The organism is Geothrix oryzisoli (assembly GCF_022808865.1).
Taxonomy (GTDB): Bacteria; Acidobacteriota; Holophagae; order Holophagales; family Holophagaceae; genus Geothrix; species Geothrix oryzisoli.
This window is the reverse complement of the sequence record NZ_JAKZLB010000002.1, coordinates 92729-108803: the sequence shown is the minus strand read 5'-3', so window position 1 is coordinate 108803 and position 16075 is coordinate 92729. Positions and strand designations below refer to the sequence as shown.

Sequence of the window (16075 nt, the reverse complement as noted above, 5' to 3'; positions counted from 1 at the left end):
CTGACGGCTCATGCGTGCTTCCACGGTCCTCCAGGCCACCTGGCAGCGGACGCGGCGCCCCCGGACCTGGGGTGCCGCGCTGCTGTTCGGGCTGGTGTGGAACGGCACCCGGGGTCTGATGGGCCTGCCTTGGCCCGGCCTCATCGACCTGCTGGCGCCCTCGCTCTGGGTGGCCCTCTTCCTCACCCTCGCCCCGCTGCCCTGGCAGTGGACCGGGGATGAGCGGCCGATGGCGGGCACCCTCCGGGGTGCGGCGCAGGCCCTGCCCTGGATGGCGGCCCTGACCCTGGGCGTCCTCCTGCTCCTGGGTCTGGCCGGCGGACCCCTGACCCCCGGCCGGGGCCCAGGGCCGGGCCCGGTCCTGATGGAGCGCGGGGGGCCGCATCGGGGCTTGGGGCCGCGCCGGGAAGAGCCGAGGTTCCTGCCGATCCATCCACGGTTGTGGATCCTCGGCGTGGCGCACCTCTGCTTCGGGCTGCTACTGGGCTGGGTCCTGGCGGACCGCGAACGCGCCGAGCTCCAGGAGGCGGCGTACCGGCGGGCTGCGGATGAGGCCCAAGCCCGCGTCCTCCAGGGCCAGATGAATCCCCACGTGCTCTTCAATGCCATCAGCGGCCTGACGGAACTGGTGCGGGAAGACCCGGCCGCGGCGGAGGCGGCCCTCGTGAACCTGTCAGAGCTGCTCCGCTCCCTGCTCGACCACGGCTCGCGATTGCGGGCTCCCCTCGGCGACGAGCGCCGCCTGGTGGAGCAGCACCTGGCCCTGGAGCGCCTGCGCCTGGGGCGCCGCCTGCGCGAGACCTGGGCCTGGCCCGAGGCCCTCGATGGCGTGGAGGTTCCGCCCCTCATGATCCAGCCCCTGGTGGAGAACGCCCTGAAGCACGGCGTGTCGATGGCCCTGGGAGGCGGCGATCTGGCGGTGGAGGTCGCCCGGGAGGACGGCCGGATTCGGGTGCGGGTCGCCAATACGGGACCGGCGCCGACGGGGGAGGATGGGCCGGGGCTGGGCCTGCGGAACCTGCGGGAGCGCCTTCGCCTCCTGGGGGCTCCGGCGGACGCGCTGCGGCTCCGCCGCGAAGGCGACTGGACCGTGGCCGAGCTGAGGCTGGAGGTGAAGGCATGAGCGGGCGTCCGCTGCGCGTGCTGGTGGCCGAGGATGAGCCCTTCAACTTGCGCCGGCTGACGCGGCTGCTTCGGGAGGCGGGCTGTGAGGTGGTGGCCGAGCTGGAGGACGGACCCTCCGTGCTGGCCTGGCTGGCCCGCGGAGAAGGCGTGGACGCCCTGTTCCTGGACATCCAGATGCCTGGGCTCAGCGGGCTGGATGTGACCGCGGACCTGCCGCGGCCCGTCCCCGTGGTGTTCGTGACGGCCTATGCAGAGCACGCCGTGCGCGCCTTCGAGCAGGCCGCCACGGACTACCTGCTCAAACCCGTGACGGCGGACCGGCTTTCCGCAACCCTGCAGCGCCTGCACGCCGCGGCGGGGAATGGGCTCGGGCGGGAGACCGCGCCACACCCCACCGGGCCCTTCCGGTTCCCCGTGAGGGCGGGCGCGGGTCTGGTGCTGGTGGATCTCGCGAAGACCACCCACTTTCTGTTCGAGGACGGGGCCGTGTGGGCCTTCGTGGGCGAGCGGCTGCGAACCACCTGGAAGACCCTGGCGGAGGCGGAGCTGGCCCTGGGGGCCCGGGTGGTCCGAGGCCACCGCCATCTGCTGATCCGGCCGGAGGCCGTCCTCGGCGTCCGGGCCGGGGACTCGGGCCGCCTCCTCGTGCGCCTGGCCGGCGGGGTGGAGTTGGAGGTCAGCCGGGGGGCCGCCCCCGCACTCAAGGCCCGGTTGGGGTTGGCTTGACGGATTCTCGGGAGAATTTTGCCAAGCAGTAAAGGATGCAGTGGTAAATTAACCTGTGTCTGCAGGATCCGAAGGGCGCCCATTCCAGCCTCCGGCTGTGCACCGACGCGCCCCAGTGAATCTGATGTTTCACATGCCAGGGGTCACCATGCGCCAACTCGTGTTTTCGCTCGCCGTCTGTAGCGCCCTGCTCGGCCAGGGCGTGGTCCAGTACGCCCCCAAGGTGGATCCGAGCTTCCCGGCCTACGCTCCCACGGCCCAGGTGGATGGCACGGTGGAGAGCATCGGGGCCGATTCGCTCGCCGATGTCTGGGAGGAGTGGCGGGTCGGATTCAAGCGGGCCCAGCCCAAGGTCCAGTTGAAGGTGGCCCATGTCCCCGTGCCCCGCGCGCTGAAGGCTTTCCTCGAAGAGGGTGCGCCCCTGCTCCACCTACCCCGGGAAATGAAGGTGGAGGAGGCCCAGGCTTTCCAGAAGAAGTTCGGCTACCAGCCCATCAAGCTCGTGGTGTGCTACGACGCCTTCATCGTGTTCGTGAACGCGGCAAATCCCATCAAGGATATGGGCATGGATCAGCTGGACGCGGCTTATTCCACGACCAAGCTCGCGGGCTACCGGTCCGATTCCGCGGTGGATACCTGGGGTGATCTGGGGGTTCGCAACGGGGACTACAGCCGGCGACCGATCAATGCCTACATGCGTGCCGAAGGCCTCGCCTCCCGGGTCACCATCCAGGAGATGGTGCTGCTCAAGGGGAAGTACAAGCCCACGGTCATGGAAAGCCCCGACTGGTCGGGCATCTCGGAAGCGGTCATGACCGATGCCTCCGGTCTGGGCATCGGCACCCTGGCGAGCTGGCTGAGCCGCAACAAGACCCTGGCCTTGACGCCCCTTCACGCCAAGGAAGCTGTGGCCCCGACCCAGGAGAACGTGATCTCCGGCCGGTACCCCCTCTCGCGGACCTACTACCTGTATGTGAATCGTGCCCCCGGCAAGGACCTGCCCCCCGCCCTGGCCGAGTTCCTGCAGTTCGCCCTGTCCCGGGACGGCCAGCTGGCCGTGGCCCAGGCCATGCTGTATCCCCTGCCCATGGAGATCGCCCAGATGAACCGGAAGCGCCTCCGGGCCAACTAGGTCGGTTCCAAGCCACGGGTGAAGGTCACCCGGAAACTAAAACAAAGCAATGAATCGAGTTGTACGAACGAATGGATTGGTAAATATTATAGCAATTTAATTAAAAGATACTAGACTTGGGGAGTGTTCTGCTTTCGGACGAGTACCCGGCTGACTTTGCCCGGGGGCTCGTCCTCCTCGTCCTCAGGAGTCTCCCCATGCGCTCGCTCTTCCTCGCCTTCGCGGCCAGCACCCTGCTGCTCAGCCAGGGGGTCGTCCAACATGTTCCCAAGCTGGACCCGAACCTGCCCGCCTACGCGCCGGTCCAGGGGGTCAATGCCGTGATCGAGAGCATCGGCGCCGACTCCCTGACGGATGTCTGGGAGGAGTGGAAGACCGGCTTCAAGGCCCTGCAGCCCCAGGCCCAGTTCAAGGTCACCCAGGGCCTGTCGACCACCGCCGTGAAGGCGCTGATGGACGGCACGGCCCCCATGATCCACATGGCCCGGGAACTCACCCTCGACGAGCACCAGGCCTTCGAGAAGAAGTTCGGCTACACCCCCACCAAGCTGGTGGTCTGCTACGACGCCTTCATCGTGTTCGTCAATGCCGGCAACCCCATCAAGGACATCGGGATGGATCAGCTGGATGCGGCCTTCTCCACGACCCATCTCGCCGGCTACAAGAAGGATGCGCCCGTGGACACCTGGGGCGACATGGGCGTCCGGGGCGATTACACCAAGCGCCCCATCCATCCCTACATGCGCGCGGAGGGCACGGCGGCGCGGTCGGGGATCCGCGACCTGGTGCTCCTGAAGGGCAAGTACAAGCCCACCGTCCACGACGAGGTGGATTGGCCGAGCATCGCCGAAGCCGTGATGACGGATGCCAACGGCATCGGCATCGCCACGCTCTCCAACTGGCTGGCCCGCAACAAGACCCTGGCCGTGACGCCGCTGCAGGCCAAGGATCCGGTCCCCCCGACCCAGGAGAACGTGGTCTCGGGCAAGTACCCCCTGGCCCGGACCTACTATTTCTACGTGAACCGGGCGCCCGGCAAGTCCCTGTCCCCGGCGGTCGCGGAGTTCCTGCAGTACATCCTTTCCCGCCAGGGGCAGATGGCCGTGACCCAGGCCTCCCTCTACCCCCTGCCCGCCGACATCGCCCAGCTCTACCGGAAGCGCCTGCGCAGCAACTGACGGGAGGCGATCCACGGGAAAGGCGCGGGACCCCCCGCGCCTTTCCTTTGTTGGGGCCGATGAACCCTACACTTCGGCGATGAGCTCGATCTCGACCGGGGGCCCCACTCCGCGAGCCGGAGGCGAGTGGGAGCACAGGGCGGGGCCCTGTGCGTTCGTGGGCTGCCAGGGCCGCGTGCGTCGAGGCGCAGCCGAGCGCCCAGCGGCCAAGGGAGAGTCCGTGCCTAGACTTCGGCGATGAGCTCGATCTCGACCTTCGCACCGCGGGGCAGGGCGGCCACCTGCACGGTGCTGCGGGCGGGCTTGGCGCCGCCGAGGGCGGCCTCGTAGACGGCATTGAAGGCCGCGAAATCGGCCATGTCCGTGAGGAACACGGTGGTCTTCACCACGCGGTCCCAGCCCGTGTTGGAGGCGGCGAGGACGGCGGAGAGGTTCTTGAGCACCTGGGCGGCCTGGGCCTCGATGGGGCCCGTCACCATCTCCATGGTCTCGGGGACGAGGGGGATCTGGCCGGAGGTGAACAGGTGGCCGCCGGAGATCTGGGCCTGGCTGTAGGGACCGATGGCGGCGGGGGCGTTCGGGGTGGCGATGGTGCGCATGGAAACTCCTGAAACCGGTTATTGTCCGCCCTTTTTTCCCCAGCGCCGCTTCTTGTGACGCCAGTTGCGTCCTGGCCGGGCCGTGGGGGGCAGGGGGGTGTCGAAGGGGGAGGCGGGCTGCTCGAAGTCGCCCTCGGTCTCGCCGTCATCCAGGCGGCGGGGGCCCTCCTCGATCTGCTGCAGCACCCACTGGGCGGTGCGGTGCATGAGGGCGGCCAGACAGAGGCTGGTCTCGATACGGGCGTGGGGCAGGGGGCCCAGCTGGGTGAACACCGAGGGGTCCGGCGGGATCACGCGGGGGATGCTGATCTCGGGAAGCGGCATGGGCAGCGCATCGTAGGCCTCCTCCGGCAGATGGCGCCAGGGTTCGGGCTGGGGCTGCTCCCGCTTGAGGAGATCGGCCACGGTCTGCTGTTTTTTCGGGGGCCGTCCGCGCTTCTTGGGGGCGGCCACGGCGGCGGCCTCCAGGGCGGACTGGAGGGCCTGCATCACCTCGTCGCGGCTCTTGCCCCGCAGGTCGAAGAGCAGCCAGGGGTCGCGGTCCAGGGCCTCGGCCATGACGTAGCAGACGGCGGCCACGTGCTTGCAGGGGTTGGCCCAGTCGGGACAGTCGCAGTGCGTCTGCAGCTCCTTGGGCACGCGCGGGTAGAGGCTGGCCCCCGCTTCGCGGAAGGTCTCGTCGAGCCCCTGGGGCATCTCGCCGGCCAGCAGCGAGGCCACGAAGCGGCTCTCCTGGGCGATGCGGGCCAGGGCCTTCTCCCACTGGGCAGGGGTGAGGGCGGGCAGGCCCAGGGTCACGTTGTAGGTCTTGCGCCCGTGGACGCGGGCCTGGATCTCGCCGGGCTGCACGCCGAAGTGGGACACGTGGCCGTCCTCCGCGTACTTCTTGCCGCGGGGCAGGCGGTTCTCGTAGTCGTCCCCCAGCTTCTCGAGGCCCTGGATCCACAGGCGGCCCCACCAGGTGGCGCCGAAGCGGTCGGTGTGGCTCATCATGGCGCCACCTCCTTGGCCTTCCGGCGCGCAGGTTTCGGCGCAGGGGGCTCCTCGCCGTTGCCTTCATCGGGATCCATCAGCTCCGCATCGGGATCCAGCGCCACCAGGCGGCGGAGGGCGTCGTCGTCCAGTTCGGTGAGCCAGCCCTCGCCGGTGCCGACCACCCGGTCCGCGAGGTCGCGCTTGGATTCCAGCAGGGCGTCGATCTTCTCCTCCAGGGTGCCGATGGTGACCAGCTTGTGGACCTGCACGTTCTTGGTCTGGCCGATGCGGTAGGTGCGGTCCGTGGCCTGGTCCTCCACGGCGGGGTTCCACCAGCGGTCGAAGTGGAAGACGTGGGTGGCGGCCGTGAGGTTGAGGCCCACGCCACCGGCCTTGAGGCTGAGCAGCAGCACCGGCGGCGAGTCGGGATCCTCCTGGAAGCTGCGCACGAGCTCATCGCGGCCCTCCCGCGTGGTGCCGCCGTGGAGGAAGGGCGGCTCGAAGCCGAGGGCGTCCTGGAGGTGGACCTGCAGCCGGTCGCCCATCTCCTTGAACTGGGTGAAGACGAGCGCGCGTTCCCCGGCCTCGACCACTTCCTCCAGCATCTCCGTGAGGCGGTCCAGCTTGCCGCTGCGGCCCCGGTAGGGCCCCTGGGCCTTGAGGAACTGGCTGGGGTGGTTGCAGATCTGCTTGAGGTGCGTGAGCAGGGCCAGGATGCGGCCGCGCCGCTCGATGCCCGTGGCGGCGTCCAGTTCCTCGTCCATCTTCTCGACGCGGTACTGGTAGAGCTCGGCCTGCTCGCGGCTCAGCGTGGTGAAGACCTTCATCTCCTGCTTGTCCGGCAGGTCCTGGATGATGGTCCGGTCGCTCTTGAGGCGGCGGAGGATGAAGGGGCCGATGCGCTGGCGCAGCTCGGCGGCGGCGTCCGGATCCCGGTACTTCTCGATGGGCGTGGCGAAGCGCTCCTTGAACTGGGACTCGCTGCCGAGGTAGCCGGGCAGCCCGGCGCTCATGATGGCCCAGAGCTCGGTGAGGCGGTTCTCGATGGGGGTGCCGGTGAGGGCCAGGCGGAAGTTCCCCCGGAGCTTCCGCACGGCCTTGGCCTGGGCGGAGCCGGCGTTCTTGATGGCCTGGGCCTCGTCCACCACCACCATGCCCCAGGCGTGGGTGGCGAAGGTGTCCTCCTCCCGGCGCACCACGCCGTAGGTGGTGAGCACCAGCGTGTGGGGCTTGAAGGTGGTGGGCAGGCGGTCGCGGTTGTTGCCGTGGTGCACGAACACCGGCAGGCTGGGCGCGAACTTGGCCAGCTCGCGCTCCCAGTTGCCCAGCAGGGAGGTGGGGCAGACCAGCAGCGTGGCGGGCCCGTGCTTGGGGTCCTGCTCCTGGCGGTGGAGCAGCAGCGCCAGCACCTGGATGGTCTTGCCCAGGCCCATGTCGTCGGCCAGGATGCCGCCCAGGCCCAGGCGGGCCAAGCCCTCCAGCCAGGCCAGACCCCGCAGCTGGTAGGGGCGGAGCTGGCCGTGGAAGCTGGCGGGCTGGGTGATGGGCTTGTCCGGGAGGATCTTGAGGTCGTCGAGCGCGGCGCCGAAATCGCCAGCCGTTTCCACCTCGATGGCCTCGCTCACGCCGGGGATGTGGGCGGTGCCCGTGAGGGCGGCGGCCAGGGCCTCGCCCTTGGTCATGCTTTCGAAACCCGCGCCGCGGCTGGCCTGCAGGACCGTGGAGATCTGCTTGAGGGTCTCGGGATCCAGGGCCACCCACTTGCCCTTCCAGGCCACCAGCGGGTGCTTCAGGCTCGCCATCTGGGCGAAGTCCTCCACGCTGAGGGCGTCATCGCCCAGCATGAGGGACCAGTCGGCGCTCACGCTGCCTTCCAGGCCGGCCTGGGCCGTCGTGGCGGTCTCGTCGACGCTGCGGGCGCCCAGGCGCACCTTGGCGCGGAGGCGCTTGGCGCCGCCGAAGTCGGCCAGGCCCTCGGGGATGTGGACGAGGAAGCCGGCCTCCTTGAGCTGGGCCGCGCCCCGGGTCAGGAACCCCCAGGCCTCCGTGGGCCGGAGCAGCAGATCCTCGGGCCGCTGGCCCGCCAGGGCCCGCTCCAGGGCGGGGAAGAAGGGCACGGCCCGGGCCAGGCCGCGCAGCAGCACCTGGCGGGCCTGGAGGACCTCGGGTTCGGTGCTGGGCTCCCAGAGCTTCGTCACGCCGATGTCCGCGCCAGCCTCGGTCTCCAGGCCCACCTTGAGGATCCAGCCTTCTTCCGCCAGCCGGTCGGCCTCCTGGACCTCCTGGCTGTGGGTGGGCACGGGCGGGGCCTCGAGACGCAGGCTGGGGCGCACCCACTGGGGGCGCGCCCCTTCGCTCCACTGGACCAGCTGCTCGCCCAGGGTGCGCTCGGTGATGCCGATGGTGGGGAACTCGGGCAGCTGGTGGGACAGGGCCACCATGAGGCGCTCGTCCCAGGGCAGGCGGTCGCGCTTGTGCCCCCGCAGCCGGTGGATGAGGCCCAGGCGGGGGTCGTCGCCCGCCCGCAGGCCGCCGGCCACGAAGCGCATGATGAAGTCGGCCCCATCCTCGAGGAAGGCGCCCAGCACCGCGTCGACGGAAGGGGGCATGGCCAGGTCATCCTCGATGTCGAAGGCGTCGAGTTCGCCGAGGGCCACGGTCTTGGTGAAGGCCCAGGTGTCGTTCTCGGGGAAGGCCAGGGCGGCCGGGGGCATGGCTTCCGCCAGCTGCCGCAGGGCCGTGCGGTCCGAGGGGCTGGTGAGGCTCACGCCCCAGCGGGCCTTCCAGGGGTTGCCGCGGGTGTCCAGCTGGGGCAGCAGGGCGCCGCGGACGACGAGGGACTGGAGCAGGCGCAGGGCTGCGGCCCAGTAGCGGAGGGTGGGCCCGGCGTTCCCCGGCCGCAGGGCCAGGGAGGAGAGCCAGGGGTAGGCCCGCTGCCACCGCAGGGGCAGGGCGTGCATCTCCACCAGGGAGGCATCGGGCAGGAAGATCTGGGCCTTGGCGGGGGTGAGGCGTTCGCGGCCCTGCAGCTCGCCCGGCAGGGTGCGCAGCGCCCGGGCCCACTCCGCCGGTTCCACCGCCTCGGGCATGCAGAGCAGGAAACCCCGATCCTGGGGACGGTACTGGAGGAAGAGGTTCAGCATGGAGCGTCGCTCGGCCGGGGGCGGACGATAGATATCGGGAGGCGCGTGCGCCCGATGTAGGCTGGGGGCCAGGGAGCGGGACGATGAGACTCGGGTTTGCAAGCGATCATGCGGGGTTCGACCTGAAGGAACGGCTCAAGGCCTGGGCGCTGGGTCAGGGACATGAGGTGGTGGATTTCGGCACGGATGGAGCGGCCTCGGTGGACTACCCGGATTTCGCGCATCGGGCGGCGGAGGGCCGGGACCGGTGGGAGCGCCTGGTGCTGGTCTGCGGATCCGGCATCGGCATCAGCATCGCGGCCAACCGCCATGCTGGCATCCGCTGCGCGCTGGTGACCTCCCCTGAGCACGCGGCACTGGCACGGCAGCACAATGACGCAAACGCCATCGCTTTCGGCCAGCGGCTGACGGATCCGCTCAAGGCGGAATACTACCTGAAATTGTTCCTGGAAACACCTTTTGAAGGAGGGCGGCACCAGGGGCGCGTGGACAAGATCGAATGGAAGGGCTGCTGATGCGCCGCGGCGACGAACTCCGAGGCCTGGAATTTGAAACCGGCGTCCAGCTCCACGCGGCCGGAAGCTGCCTGGTGAAGGTGGGCCGCACCCATGTGCTGTGCTCGGCCAGCCTGGAGGAGAAGGTGCCGGGCTGGATGAAGGGCCGGGGTACGGGCTGGCTCACGGCCGAGTACGGCATGCTGCCTGCGGCCACCCATACGCGGTCTGACCGCGAGGCCGCGAAAGGGAAGCAGCAGGGCCGCACGGTGGAGATCCAGCGGCTCATCGGCCGCAGCCTGCGCCAGGCCATCGACCTGGCGGCCCTGGGGGAGCGCACCCTCACGGTGGACTGCGACGTGCTGAACGCCGATGGGGGCACCCGCTGTGCCGCCATCACCGGAGCCTGGGTGGCCGCGTCGCTGGCGCTGCGGTCCCGGGGCCTGGGGGCGGCGCTGGTCCGCCAGGTGGCCGCGGTCAGCGCGGGCATCGTGGAATCTGGCGAGGGTCGCCAGGGCCTGGTGCTCGACCTGGAATACGAAGAGGACCACCTGGCCGCGGTGGACTGCAACCTGGTGGCGGCCCGGGCGGCGACGGGGGCCGGCGGCGAGCTGATGCTGGTGGAGCTCCAGGGCACGGGCGAAGGCCGCCCCTTCAGCCGCGCGGAAGCCGATGGGCTGGTGGACCTGGGCCTCGCAGGCTGCGCGGCGCTGATGGAGGCACAGCGGGCGGCCCTCGCATGAGACGGGGCCTGCTGGTCCTGGCCCTGCCAGCCCTGCTGGCAGCCCAGGCCGTCCCGCCGGACCCGCCGCCCGCCCTTCCCCGGCGCATCGACGTCACCGTCCAGCCGCCGGACATGGTGTTCCGCTTCGTGCCCCGGGTGGTGATCCCGGGCATGCCGCGGGTGGGCCTGGCCCTGAGCGGTGGCGGGGCCCGGGGCCTGGCCCACATCGGCGTGCTCCAGCGCCTGGAGGAGGTGGGCTTCCCCCTGGACAGCGTCACCGGCACCAGCGCCGGGGCCCTGGTGGGGGCCCTCTACGCCAGCGGGTTCTCGGGCCGCGAGATCGAGGACCTCTTCCGCCGCCTGGACCTGACCCGCGCCTTCCTGGAGCCGCTGCTCCGCAATCCCGGCGAGACCCTGGGGGAGCAGGAGGACCGCGAATCCACCTTCATGTCCATCGAGCGGAAGAACGGGCAGACCACCCTGGCCCAGGGTCTGCGGAGCGGCCTGGAGGTGCAGCGCACCCTGCAGGTCCTCCTGGCCCGGGGCGCCTATTTCTCGGGTGGCGACTTCGATCAGCTGCAGCGGCCCCTGCGGGTCCTGGCCACCAACCTGGAGACGGGGCAGGGCCGGGTCTTCGGGAAGGGGGACCTGGTGGAGGCCGTGCGAGCCTCCATGGCGGTCCCCGGCGGCTTCCGGCCCGTGGTGATCGACGGGCAGCAGTATGTGGACGGCGCCCTGGTGGAGAACCTGCCCGTCTTCACCGCGAAGGAGGCCTTCCACCCGGACGTGGTCATCGCCGTGGACATCAGCAACCCCCTGATGCACCGCCAGGCCACGAACATCTTCTCCGTGGCCTCCCGCAGCCTGGACCTGGTCGTGGAGCGCCGCCAGTGGGAGAGCCGGGCGGCGGCGGACTTCCTCATCCGGCCCGACATCCGCGACGCCCCCTTCCTAGAGTACGGGAGCCTGGCGCCCAAGCTGGTGCTCCAGGGCCGCGAGGCCTTCGATGCGCGGGTGGAGGAGCTGGGCATCTTCCTGCGCGGGAAGACGGGGGGCCAGGAAACCCTGGACGCGGACCGGGTGGTCTTCGAAAGCCCCGTGCCCCTGGGGGACTCCCTGGAAGGCACGCTGGCCACCACCCTGACCCGCCTGCGGGGTAGCTTCCGCCTCGTGGACGTCCAGATCCTCCTCCAGCAGATCCTCGTCCACGGGCTCGCCCGGGAGGCCTGGGCCACCGTGGACGCCGGCCGGACGCTGACCATCCACATGCGGCCCTATCCGGTCATGACGGGGATGGACGTGGAGGCCCCTGCTGCCTGGCTGCCCCTCGTGAACCAGGTCCTGGCCGATGACATCAAGCTCGGCACGGCCTTCAACCCCCAGGTCTTCGGCAGCCTGATGTCCCAGCTGGTCTATCGCCTGCTCATGGAGGACAGTCCCCTGGTGGACGCCCGCGGGTCTGGCTTCGAGGAGGCCACCGGCCACCTGCGGGTCGTCCTCCGGGAGCCCCGGGTCTCCCGGGTGGAAGTGTGGACCGTGCCGGGGCCCGAGGTGGACGAGGCCCACCTGCGGCGGCTCCTGGGCCACCTGGAGGGGCGCCCCTTCCGGCCGAGGGACCTCCAGCAGCGCATCGCGCTGGCGGAGCACCGCTTCCACCTCGCGGAACTGCACTACCTCACCCGGCCCGATGGCCAGGGCGGCACCATCCTCACCTTCATCCCCGTGCCCCAGCAGCAGGACCGGCTGGACGTGTCGCTGGGCTACGAGAGCACCCTGGGCGGCGAGCTGGGCCTGACCTACCATGCCCTGAACCTGGGCTTCAACGGCTCGGAACTGGAGCTGAGCGCCGCCAGGAACCGGCTGCAGCAGCAGGCGACCATGGCCCTGCGGGTGCCGTTCGGGTTCTCGCCGGGCGCCGGCCTGGAGCTCAGCGGGAACTACTGGCAGCAGCGCCTGGAAGCGCCGCTCGCCTGGCCCGCCCCCCAATTCCCGCTTGGCGGGGCGGAAGCCCGCATCAGCGCCTCGGACCTGGTCCTGCGGACCTACCTCCGCTTCAGCAACCTGGGCACGGGCAAGGTGAGCCTCGATCTGGCGCGCCGGAACGTGGCGTTCAAGGAGGGCGGGCTGCGCCAGACCCAGGCCCAGGACGCGGTCTTCCTTTCCGCCGAGTGGGACAATTTCGATCGCCACACCCTCCCCCGGGAGGGCCTGCTGCTGCGGGCCCGGGGCGGCGCCGGCGAGGTGGAGCCGGGCCTCCTCCCCGGCGGCAGCTTCCAGCAGGCCTCCTTCCGGGCCCGGGGCCTGCATGCCTTCAACGAGTTCCTGGGAGCCGATCTGGACCTGGAGTGGGGCCAGGGCCGCCATCTGCCCCTCGACCGCTGGTGGGTTCTGGGAGGGTCCTCCTTCGTCATCGGGTCCCGGCCGGCCGGCTACCTGGCGCCCAACTTCGGCGCCGCGCGGTTCGGCATGCCCTTCAGGATCTACGGGGGCCTGGGGCTCACCCTGGAGGTGGTGCCCCGCTTCGACCTGGCCTGGATGTCCGAGCAGCCGGACACGCTCTTCCATGCCGATGGCGGCCTCCGGGCCCAGGGGGCGGGTCTCCTGCTGCGCACCACCCTCCTCTCCAAGTTCTACCTGGAGCTGTCGTACGGCTTCCTCCGGCTGGCGCGCCCCCAGGGAACCAGCCCGGCCTCTGGCAGCTTCGACGTCCTCATCGGAACCCAGCCCTTCGACCTCTGGAAGCGGCGGTAAGGCTGCCCAGGGGGTTGCGCGAAGCTCTCCGGGGGTTCCCCTGGCAGCGCATGCGTTGCCAGGGTTCAGGCCGCGCTGCGCGCCCACCCCCGGACCCCGCGCACGGCCCGGCAGAGCCGGTCCTCACTTGAACGCTCCGGGGCCTGCACGGCGGTCGGACCCGGCCCTCCCGGCGCGCCCCTGCACCCGAGTGGTCTGCGGGGAGGCGGTCTGTGATCGCCTGCACAGGAGGCCCCGGCATTCCAGGCTGATACGCTGAAGAGCTGCGATTCCATCCGCTTCCTTGCCGAGGCTGCCATGCGCTACCTGCCTTCCTCCCCTGCCGAAGATCGGGCCCTCCTGGACACGATCGGCGTCGCCCGCGCCGAGGATCTCCTCACGGGCATTCCCGAGGCCCTGCGCCTGAAGGGAGGGCTGGACCTGCCCGCGCAGGGCTCCGAGCAGGAAGTGGCCTGGCAGATGCTGGACCTGGCCAACAAGAACACCCGCTTCTGCGCCCAGTTCCTCGGCGCCGGCGCCTACGACCACTTCGTGCCCGCGGCCATCGATGCCATGGTCAGCCGCCAGGAGTGGTTCACGGCCTACACGCCCTACCAGCCCGAGATCAGCCAGGGCACGCTCCAGCACCTCTTCGAGTACCAGACGCTCATCTGCGACCTGACGGGCCTGGATGTCACCAACGCCAGCCTCTACGACGGGGGCACGGCCTGCGTGGAGACGGCGCTCATGGCCGTGCGCGTGGCCAAGAAGCGCCACACCGTGCTGGTGAGCCAGGGCCTGCACCCACTCTATCGCCAGGTGCTGGAGACCAACTTCGCGCCCCACGACGACCTGAAGCTGGTGGAAGTGGGCCTGAAGGACGGCGTGACCGACCTGGCTGACCTCCAGGCCAAGCTCGACGGAGACGTGGCCGCCGTGCTGGTGGGCTACCCCAACTTCCTGGGCGCCGTGGAGGACCTCGCCGCCCTGGCCGGTCCCGTCCATGCGGCCGGTGCCCTGCTGGTGAGCGTCACCCAGGAGGCCCTCGCCTTCGGGTGGCTGGAGGCGCCCGGCAAGGTGGGCGCCGACATGGCCTGCGGCGAGGCCATGTCCTTCGGCAACCGGCCCACCTTCGGCGGGCCCTACCTCGGCTTCCTGGCGGTCAAGGACGCCCACAAGCGCGAGATCCCCGGTCGCGTGGTGGGTCAGACGAAGGATCTGGATGGCCGCACGGGCTACGTGCTGACGCTCACTGCCCGCGAGCAGCACATCCGCCGCGACAAGGCCACCAGCAACATCTGCTCGAACCAGGGCCTCGTGACCCTGCGGGCCAACCTCTTCCTGCAGCTGGCGGGCCCCGAGGGCCTGAGGGGCCTGGCCGAGCAGAATGCCGCCAAGGCCCAGTACCTGCGCCAGCGCCTGCTGGACCTGCCGGACATGGAGCCGGTCCTCGACCAGCCCTTCTTCAACGAGTTCGTGCTGCGCTACAAGGGCGACATGGCCGCCCTGCAGGAGGCCTGCCTCGCGGAGAGCCTGCTGCCGGGCCTGGACCTGGGCCGCTTCTACCCCGAATACCAGGGCTGCATCCTCTGGTGCGCCACGGAACTCCACACCCGCCGGATGATCGAGAGCCTCGTCGAGATCCTGGCCCGCGTCCCCGCCACTGTGTAAGGAGAGCGACATGTTCCTTCGTCAGCGCGAACCCCTCTCCTTCGAGCGCTCCGTCCCCGGCAAGCGGGGCATGGACCTGCCCAGGCTCGATGTGCCCGCCGCCCGGGACACCCGCCCCGCCCACCTCAAGCGCCAGGGCTTCGACGCCCTGCCCGAGCTGAGCGAGGTGGAGGTCATCCGCCACTTCACGCGCCTCTCCAAGTGGAACTACGGCGTGGACGACGGCATCTACCCGCTGGGCTCCTGCACCATGAAGCACAACCCCCGGCTGAACGAGAAGGTCGCCGGGCTGCCGGGCTTCACGGACAGCCACCCCATGGCCCCTGAGGCCCTCGTTCAGGGCAATCTGGAGATGCTCTTCACGCTGCAGGAATGGCTGAAGGAGATCACCGGCCTCCCCGGCGTGACCCTGCAGCCCAGCGCCGGCGCCGCCGGCGAGCTCACGGGCGTCATGCTCATCCGGGCCTACCACGTGGCCCAGGGCGCCAAGCGCCGCGTGATCCTCATCCCCGACAGCGGCCACGGCACCAACCCCGCCACCGCCGCCATGGCGGGCTACGAAGTGGTGGAGCTGCCCTCGCGGCCCGATGGCACCATCAGCTTCGAGGACGTCACCGACCCCGTGAACGGCAAGGTCCGCAAGGGCCTGAAGACCCTGGTGGGCGAACTGGGCGCGGAGATCGCGGGCGCCATGATCACCAACCCGAACACCGTGGGCGTCTTCGAGTACCGCTTCAAGGAGATCAGCGACCTGCTGCACAGCGTGGGCGCCCTGGTCTACATGGACGGCGCGAACATGAACGCCCTGGTGGGCGTGGCGCGCCCCGGCGATTTCGGCGTGGACGTCATGCACCTGAACCTGCACAAGACCTTCTCCACGCCCCACGGCGGTGGCGGCCCCGGCGCCGGCCCCGTGTGCGTCGGCGAGAAGCTGCTGCCCTTCCTGCCCGTGCCGGTGGTGGTGCGCGACACCGTGAAGGTGGGCGAGGGCGAGGTGTCCAGGCACAGCTACCGCTGGGACTGGAACCGGCCCCAGAGCATCGGGAAGGTGCACACCTTCTACGGCAACTTCGGGATCCTGGTGCGGGCGCTCACCTACTGCCTGAGCCATGGCTCCGACGGCCTGCGCGAGGCCACGCTGCGTGCCATCGTGAACGCCAACTACATCCGCGCCCGGCTGAAGGGTGCCTATGCCCTGCACATCGACTCGCCGAGCCTGCACGAGGTGGTGTTCAGCGACACGCTCCAGGCGAAGCACGACGTCCACACCCTGGACATCGCCAAGCGCCTCATCGATCACGGCTACCACCCGCCCACGATCTACTTCCCCCTGATCGTGCCCGGGGCGCTGATGATCGAACCCACGGAGAGCGAGGACAAGGCCGAGCTGGACGCCTTCTGCGACACCATGCTGGCCATTGCCCAGGAGGCCGAGACAGACGCCGAGACCCTGCACCAGGCCCCGACCCTCGCCCCCCTGCGCCGCATGGACGAGACCACGGCGGCCCGGAAGCCTGTGCTGCGCTGGACCAGGGGCTGACCCAGGGTTCCCCGGAGAACGGGCCCCGGTCGGGGCCC

Annotated in this window: 12 protein-coding genes; 9 read left to right on the top strand and 3 right to left on the bottom strand. The window is 70.2% G+C overall.

Annotation, left to right across the window (positions count from 1 at the left end):
* The first annotated feature begins 10 nt into the window (after nt 1-10).
* From MLE43_RS05190 to MLE43_RS05175, 4 genes are all read left to right on the top strand, one after another.
* Complete coding sequence (locus MLE43_RS05190) at nt 11-1123, top strand: sensor histidine kinase (protein WP_243302413.1); 1113 nt, start codon at nt 11-13, stop codon at nt 1121-1123.
* Nucleotides 1120-1851, top strand: a complete 732-nt coding sequence (locus MLE43_RS05185) for a LytR/AlgR family response regulator transcription factor (protein ID WP_243302412.1) — start codon at nt 1120-1122, stop codon at nt 1849-1851. Before MLE43_RS05190 ends, MLE43_RS05185 begins: the two co-directional genes overlap by 4 nt.
* Nucleotides 1852-1999: 148 nt before the next feature.
* Nucleotides 2000-2983, top strand: coding sequence for a PstS family phosphate ABC transporter substrate-binding protein (locus tag MLE43_RS05180; protein ID WP_243302411.1), 984 nt, complete (start codon nt 2000-2002; stop codon nt 2981-2983).
* A 197-nt stretch (nt 2984-3180) separates the two neighbouring features.
* Nucleotides 3181-4161 carry a PstS family phosphate ABC transporter substrate-binding protein gene (locus MLE43_RS05175; RefSeq protein ID WP_243302410.1) on the top strand — a complete coding sequence of 327 codons (981 nt, stop codon included), beginning with the start codon at nt 3181-3183 and terminating at the stop codon, nt 4159-4161.
* A gap of 224 nt (nt 4162-4385) precedes the next feature.
* On the opposite strand, the gene MLE43_RS05170 is transcribed toward MLE43_RS05175, so the two are convergent.
* From MLE43_RS05170 to MLE43_RS05160, 3 genes are read right to left on the bottom strand one after another with little or no spacing between them, the layout of a single operon-like run.
* Nucleotides 4386-4760: a RidA family protein gene (locus MLE43_RS05170; protein ID WP_243302409.1), complete on the bottom strand. Its 375-nt coding sequence runs from the start codon at nt 4758-4760 to the stop codon at nt 4386-4388.
* A gap of 18 nt (nt 4761-4778) precedes the next feature.
* Nucleotides 4779-5753, bottom strand: a complete 975-nt coding sequence (locus MLE43_RS05165) for an SWIM zinc finger family protein (protein WP_243302408.1) — start codon at nt 5751-5753, stop codon at nt 4779-4781.
* Nucleotides 5750-8878: a DEAD/DEAH box helicase gene (locus MLE43_RS05160; protein ID WP_243302407.1), complete on the bottom strand. Its 3129-nt coding sequence runs from the start codon at nt 8876-8878 to the stop codon at nt 5750-5752. Before MLE43_RS05160 ends, MLE43_RS05165 begins: the two co-directional genes overlap by 4 nt.
* An 83-nt stretch (nt 8879-8961) precedes the next feature.
* Here MLE43_RS05160 and MLE43_RS05155 point away from each other — a divergent pair, with 83 nt between their 5' ends.
* From MLE43_RS05155 to gcvPB, 5 genes are all read left to right on the top strand, one after another.
* Complete coding sequence (locus tag MLE43_RS05155) at nt 8962-9393, top strand: RpiB/LacA/LacB family sugar-phosphate isomerase (protein ID WP_243302406.1); 432 nt, start codon at nt 8962-8964, stop codon at nt 9391-9393.
* Entirely contained in the window at nt 9393-10115 is a 723-nt protein-coding gene (gene rph / locus MLE43_RS05150; protein ID WP_243302405.1) for a ribonuclease PH, read from the top strand. Before MLE43_RS05155 ends, rph begins: the two co-directional genes overlap by 1 nt.
* On the top strand, nt 10112-12847 hold the full coding sequence (locus MLE43_RS05145) for a patatin-like phospholipase family protein (RefSeq protein ID WP_243302404.1): 2736 nt from the start codon (nt 10112-10114) through the stop codon (nt 12845-12847). Before rph ends, MLE43_RS05145 begins: the two co-directional genes overlap by 4 nt.
* A gap of 297 nt (nt 12848-13144) precedes the next feature.
* A complete protein-coding gene (gene gcvPA, locus MLE43_RS05140; RefSeq protein ID WP_243302403.1) occupies nt 13145-14497 on the top strand; it encodes an aminomethyl-transferring glycine dehydrogenase subunit GcvPA in 1353 nt (450 codons plus the stop codon).
* A gap of 10 nt (nt 14498-14507) precedes the next feature.
* Nucleotides 14508-16037, top strand: a complete 1530-nt coding sequence (gcvPB, locus tag MLE43_RS05135; RefSeq protein WP_243302402.1) for an aminomethyl-transferring glycine dehydrogenase subunit GcvPB — start codon at nt 14508-14510, stop codon at nt 16035-16037.
* Nucleotides 16038-16075: the final 38 nt, after the last annotated feature.

What these genes read in the sequence shown, in the direction of transcription:
- MLE43_RS05190 (WP_243302413.1), top strand. Translation starts at nt 11, where the DNA reads ATGCGTGCTTCCACGGTCCTCCAGGCCACCTGGCAGCGGACGCGGCGC.
- MLE43_RS05185 (WP_243302412.1), top strand. Translation starts at nt 1,120, where the DNA reads ATGAGCGGGCGTCCGCTGCGCGTGCTGGTGGCCGAGGATGAGCCCTTC.
- MLE43_RS05180 (WP_243302411.1), top strand. Translation starts at nt 2,000, where the DNA reads ATGCGCCAACTCGTGTTTTCGCTCGCCGTCTGTAGCGCCCTGCTCGGC.
- MLE43_RS05175 (WP_243302410.1), top strand. Translation starts at nt 3,181, where the DNA reads ATGCGCTCGCTCTTCCTCGCCTTCGCGGCCAGCACCCTGCTGCTCAGC.
- MLE43_RS05170 (WP_243302409.1), bottom strand. Translation starts at nt 4,760, where the DNA reads ATGCGCACCATCGCCACCCCGAACGCCCCCGCCGCCATCGGTCCCTAC.
- MLE43_RS05165 (WP_243302408.1), bottom strand. Translation starts at nt 5,753, where the DNA reads ATGATGAGCCACACCGACCGCTTCGGCGCCACCTGGTGGGGCCGCCTG.
- MLE43_RS05160 (WP_243302407.1), bottom strand. Translation starts at nt 8,878, where the DNA reads ATGCTGAACCTCTTCCTCCAGTACCGTCCCCAGGATCGGGGTTTCCTG.
- MLE43_RS05155 (WP_243302406.1), top strand. Translation starts at nt 8,962, where the DNA reads ATGAGACTCGGGTTTGCAAGCGATCATGCGGGGTTCGACCTGAAGGAA.
- rph (WP_243302405.1), top strand. Translation starts at nt 9,393, where the DNA reads ATGCGCCGCGGCGACGAACTCCGAGGCCTGGAATTTGAAACCGGCGTC.
- MLE43_RS05145 (WP_243302404.1), top strand. Translation starts at nt 10,112, where the DNA reads ATGAGACGGGGCCTGCTGGTCCTGGCCCTGCCAGCCCTGCTGGCAGCC.
- gcvPA (WP_243302403.1), top strand. Translation starts at nt 13,145, where the DNA reads ATGCGCTACCTGCCTTCCTCCCCTGCCGAAGATCGGGCCCTCCTGGAC.
- gcvPB (WP_243302402.1), top strand. Translation starts at nt 14,508, where the DNA reads ATGTTCCTTCGTCAGCGCGAACCCCTCTCCTTCGAGCGCTCCGTCCCC.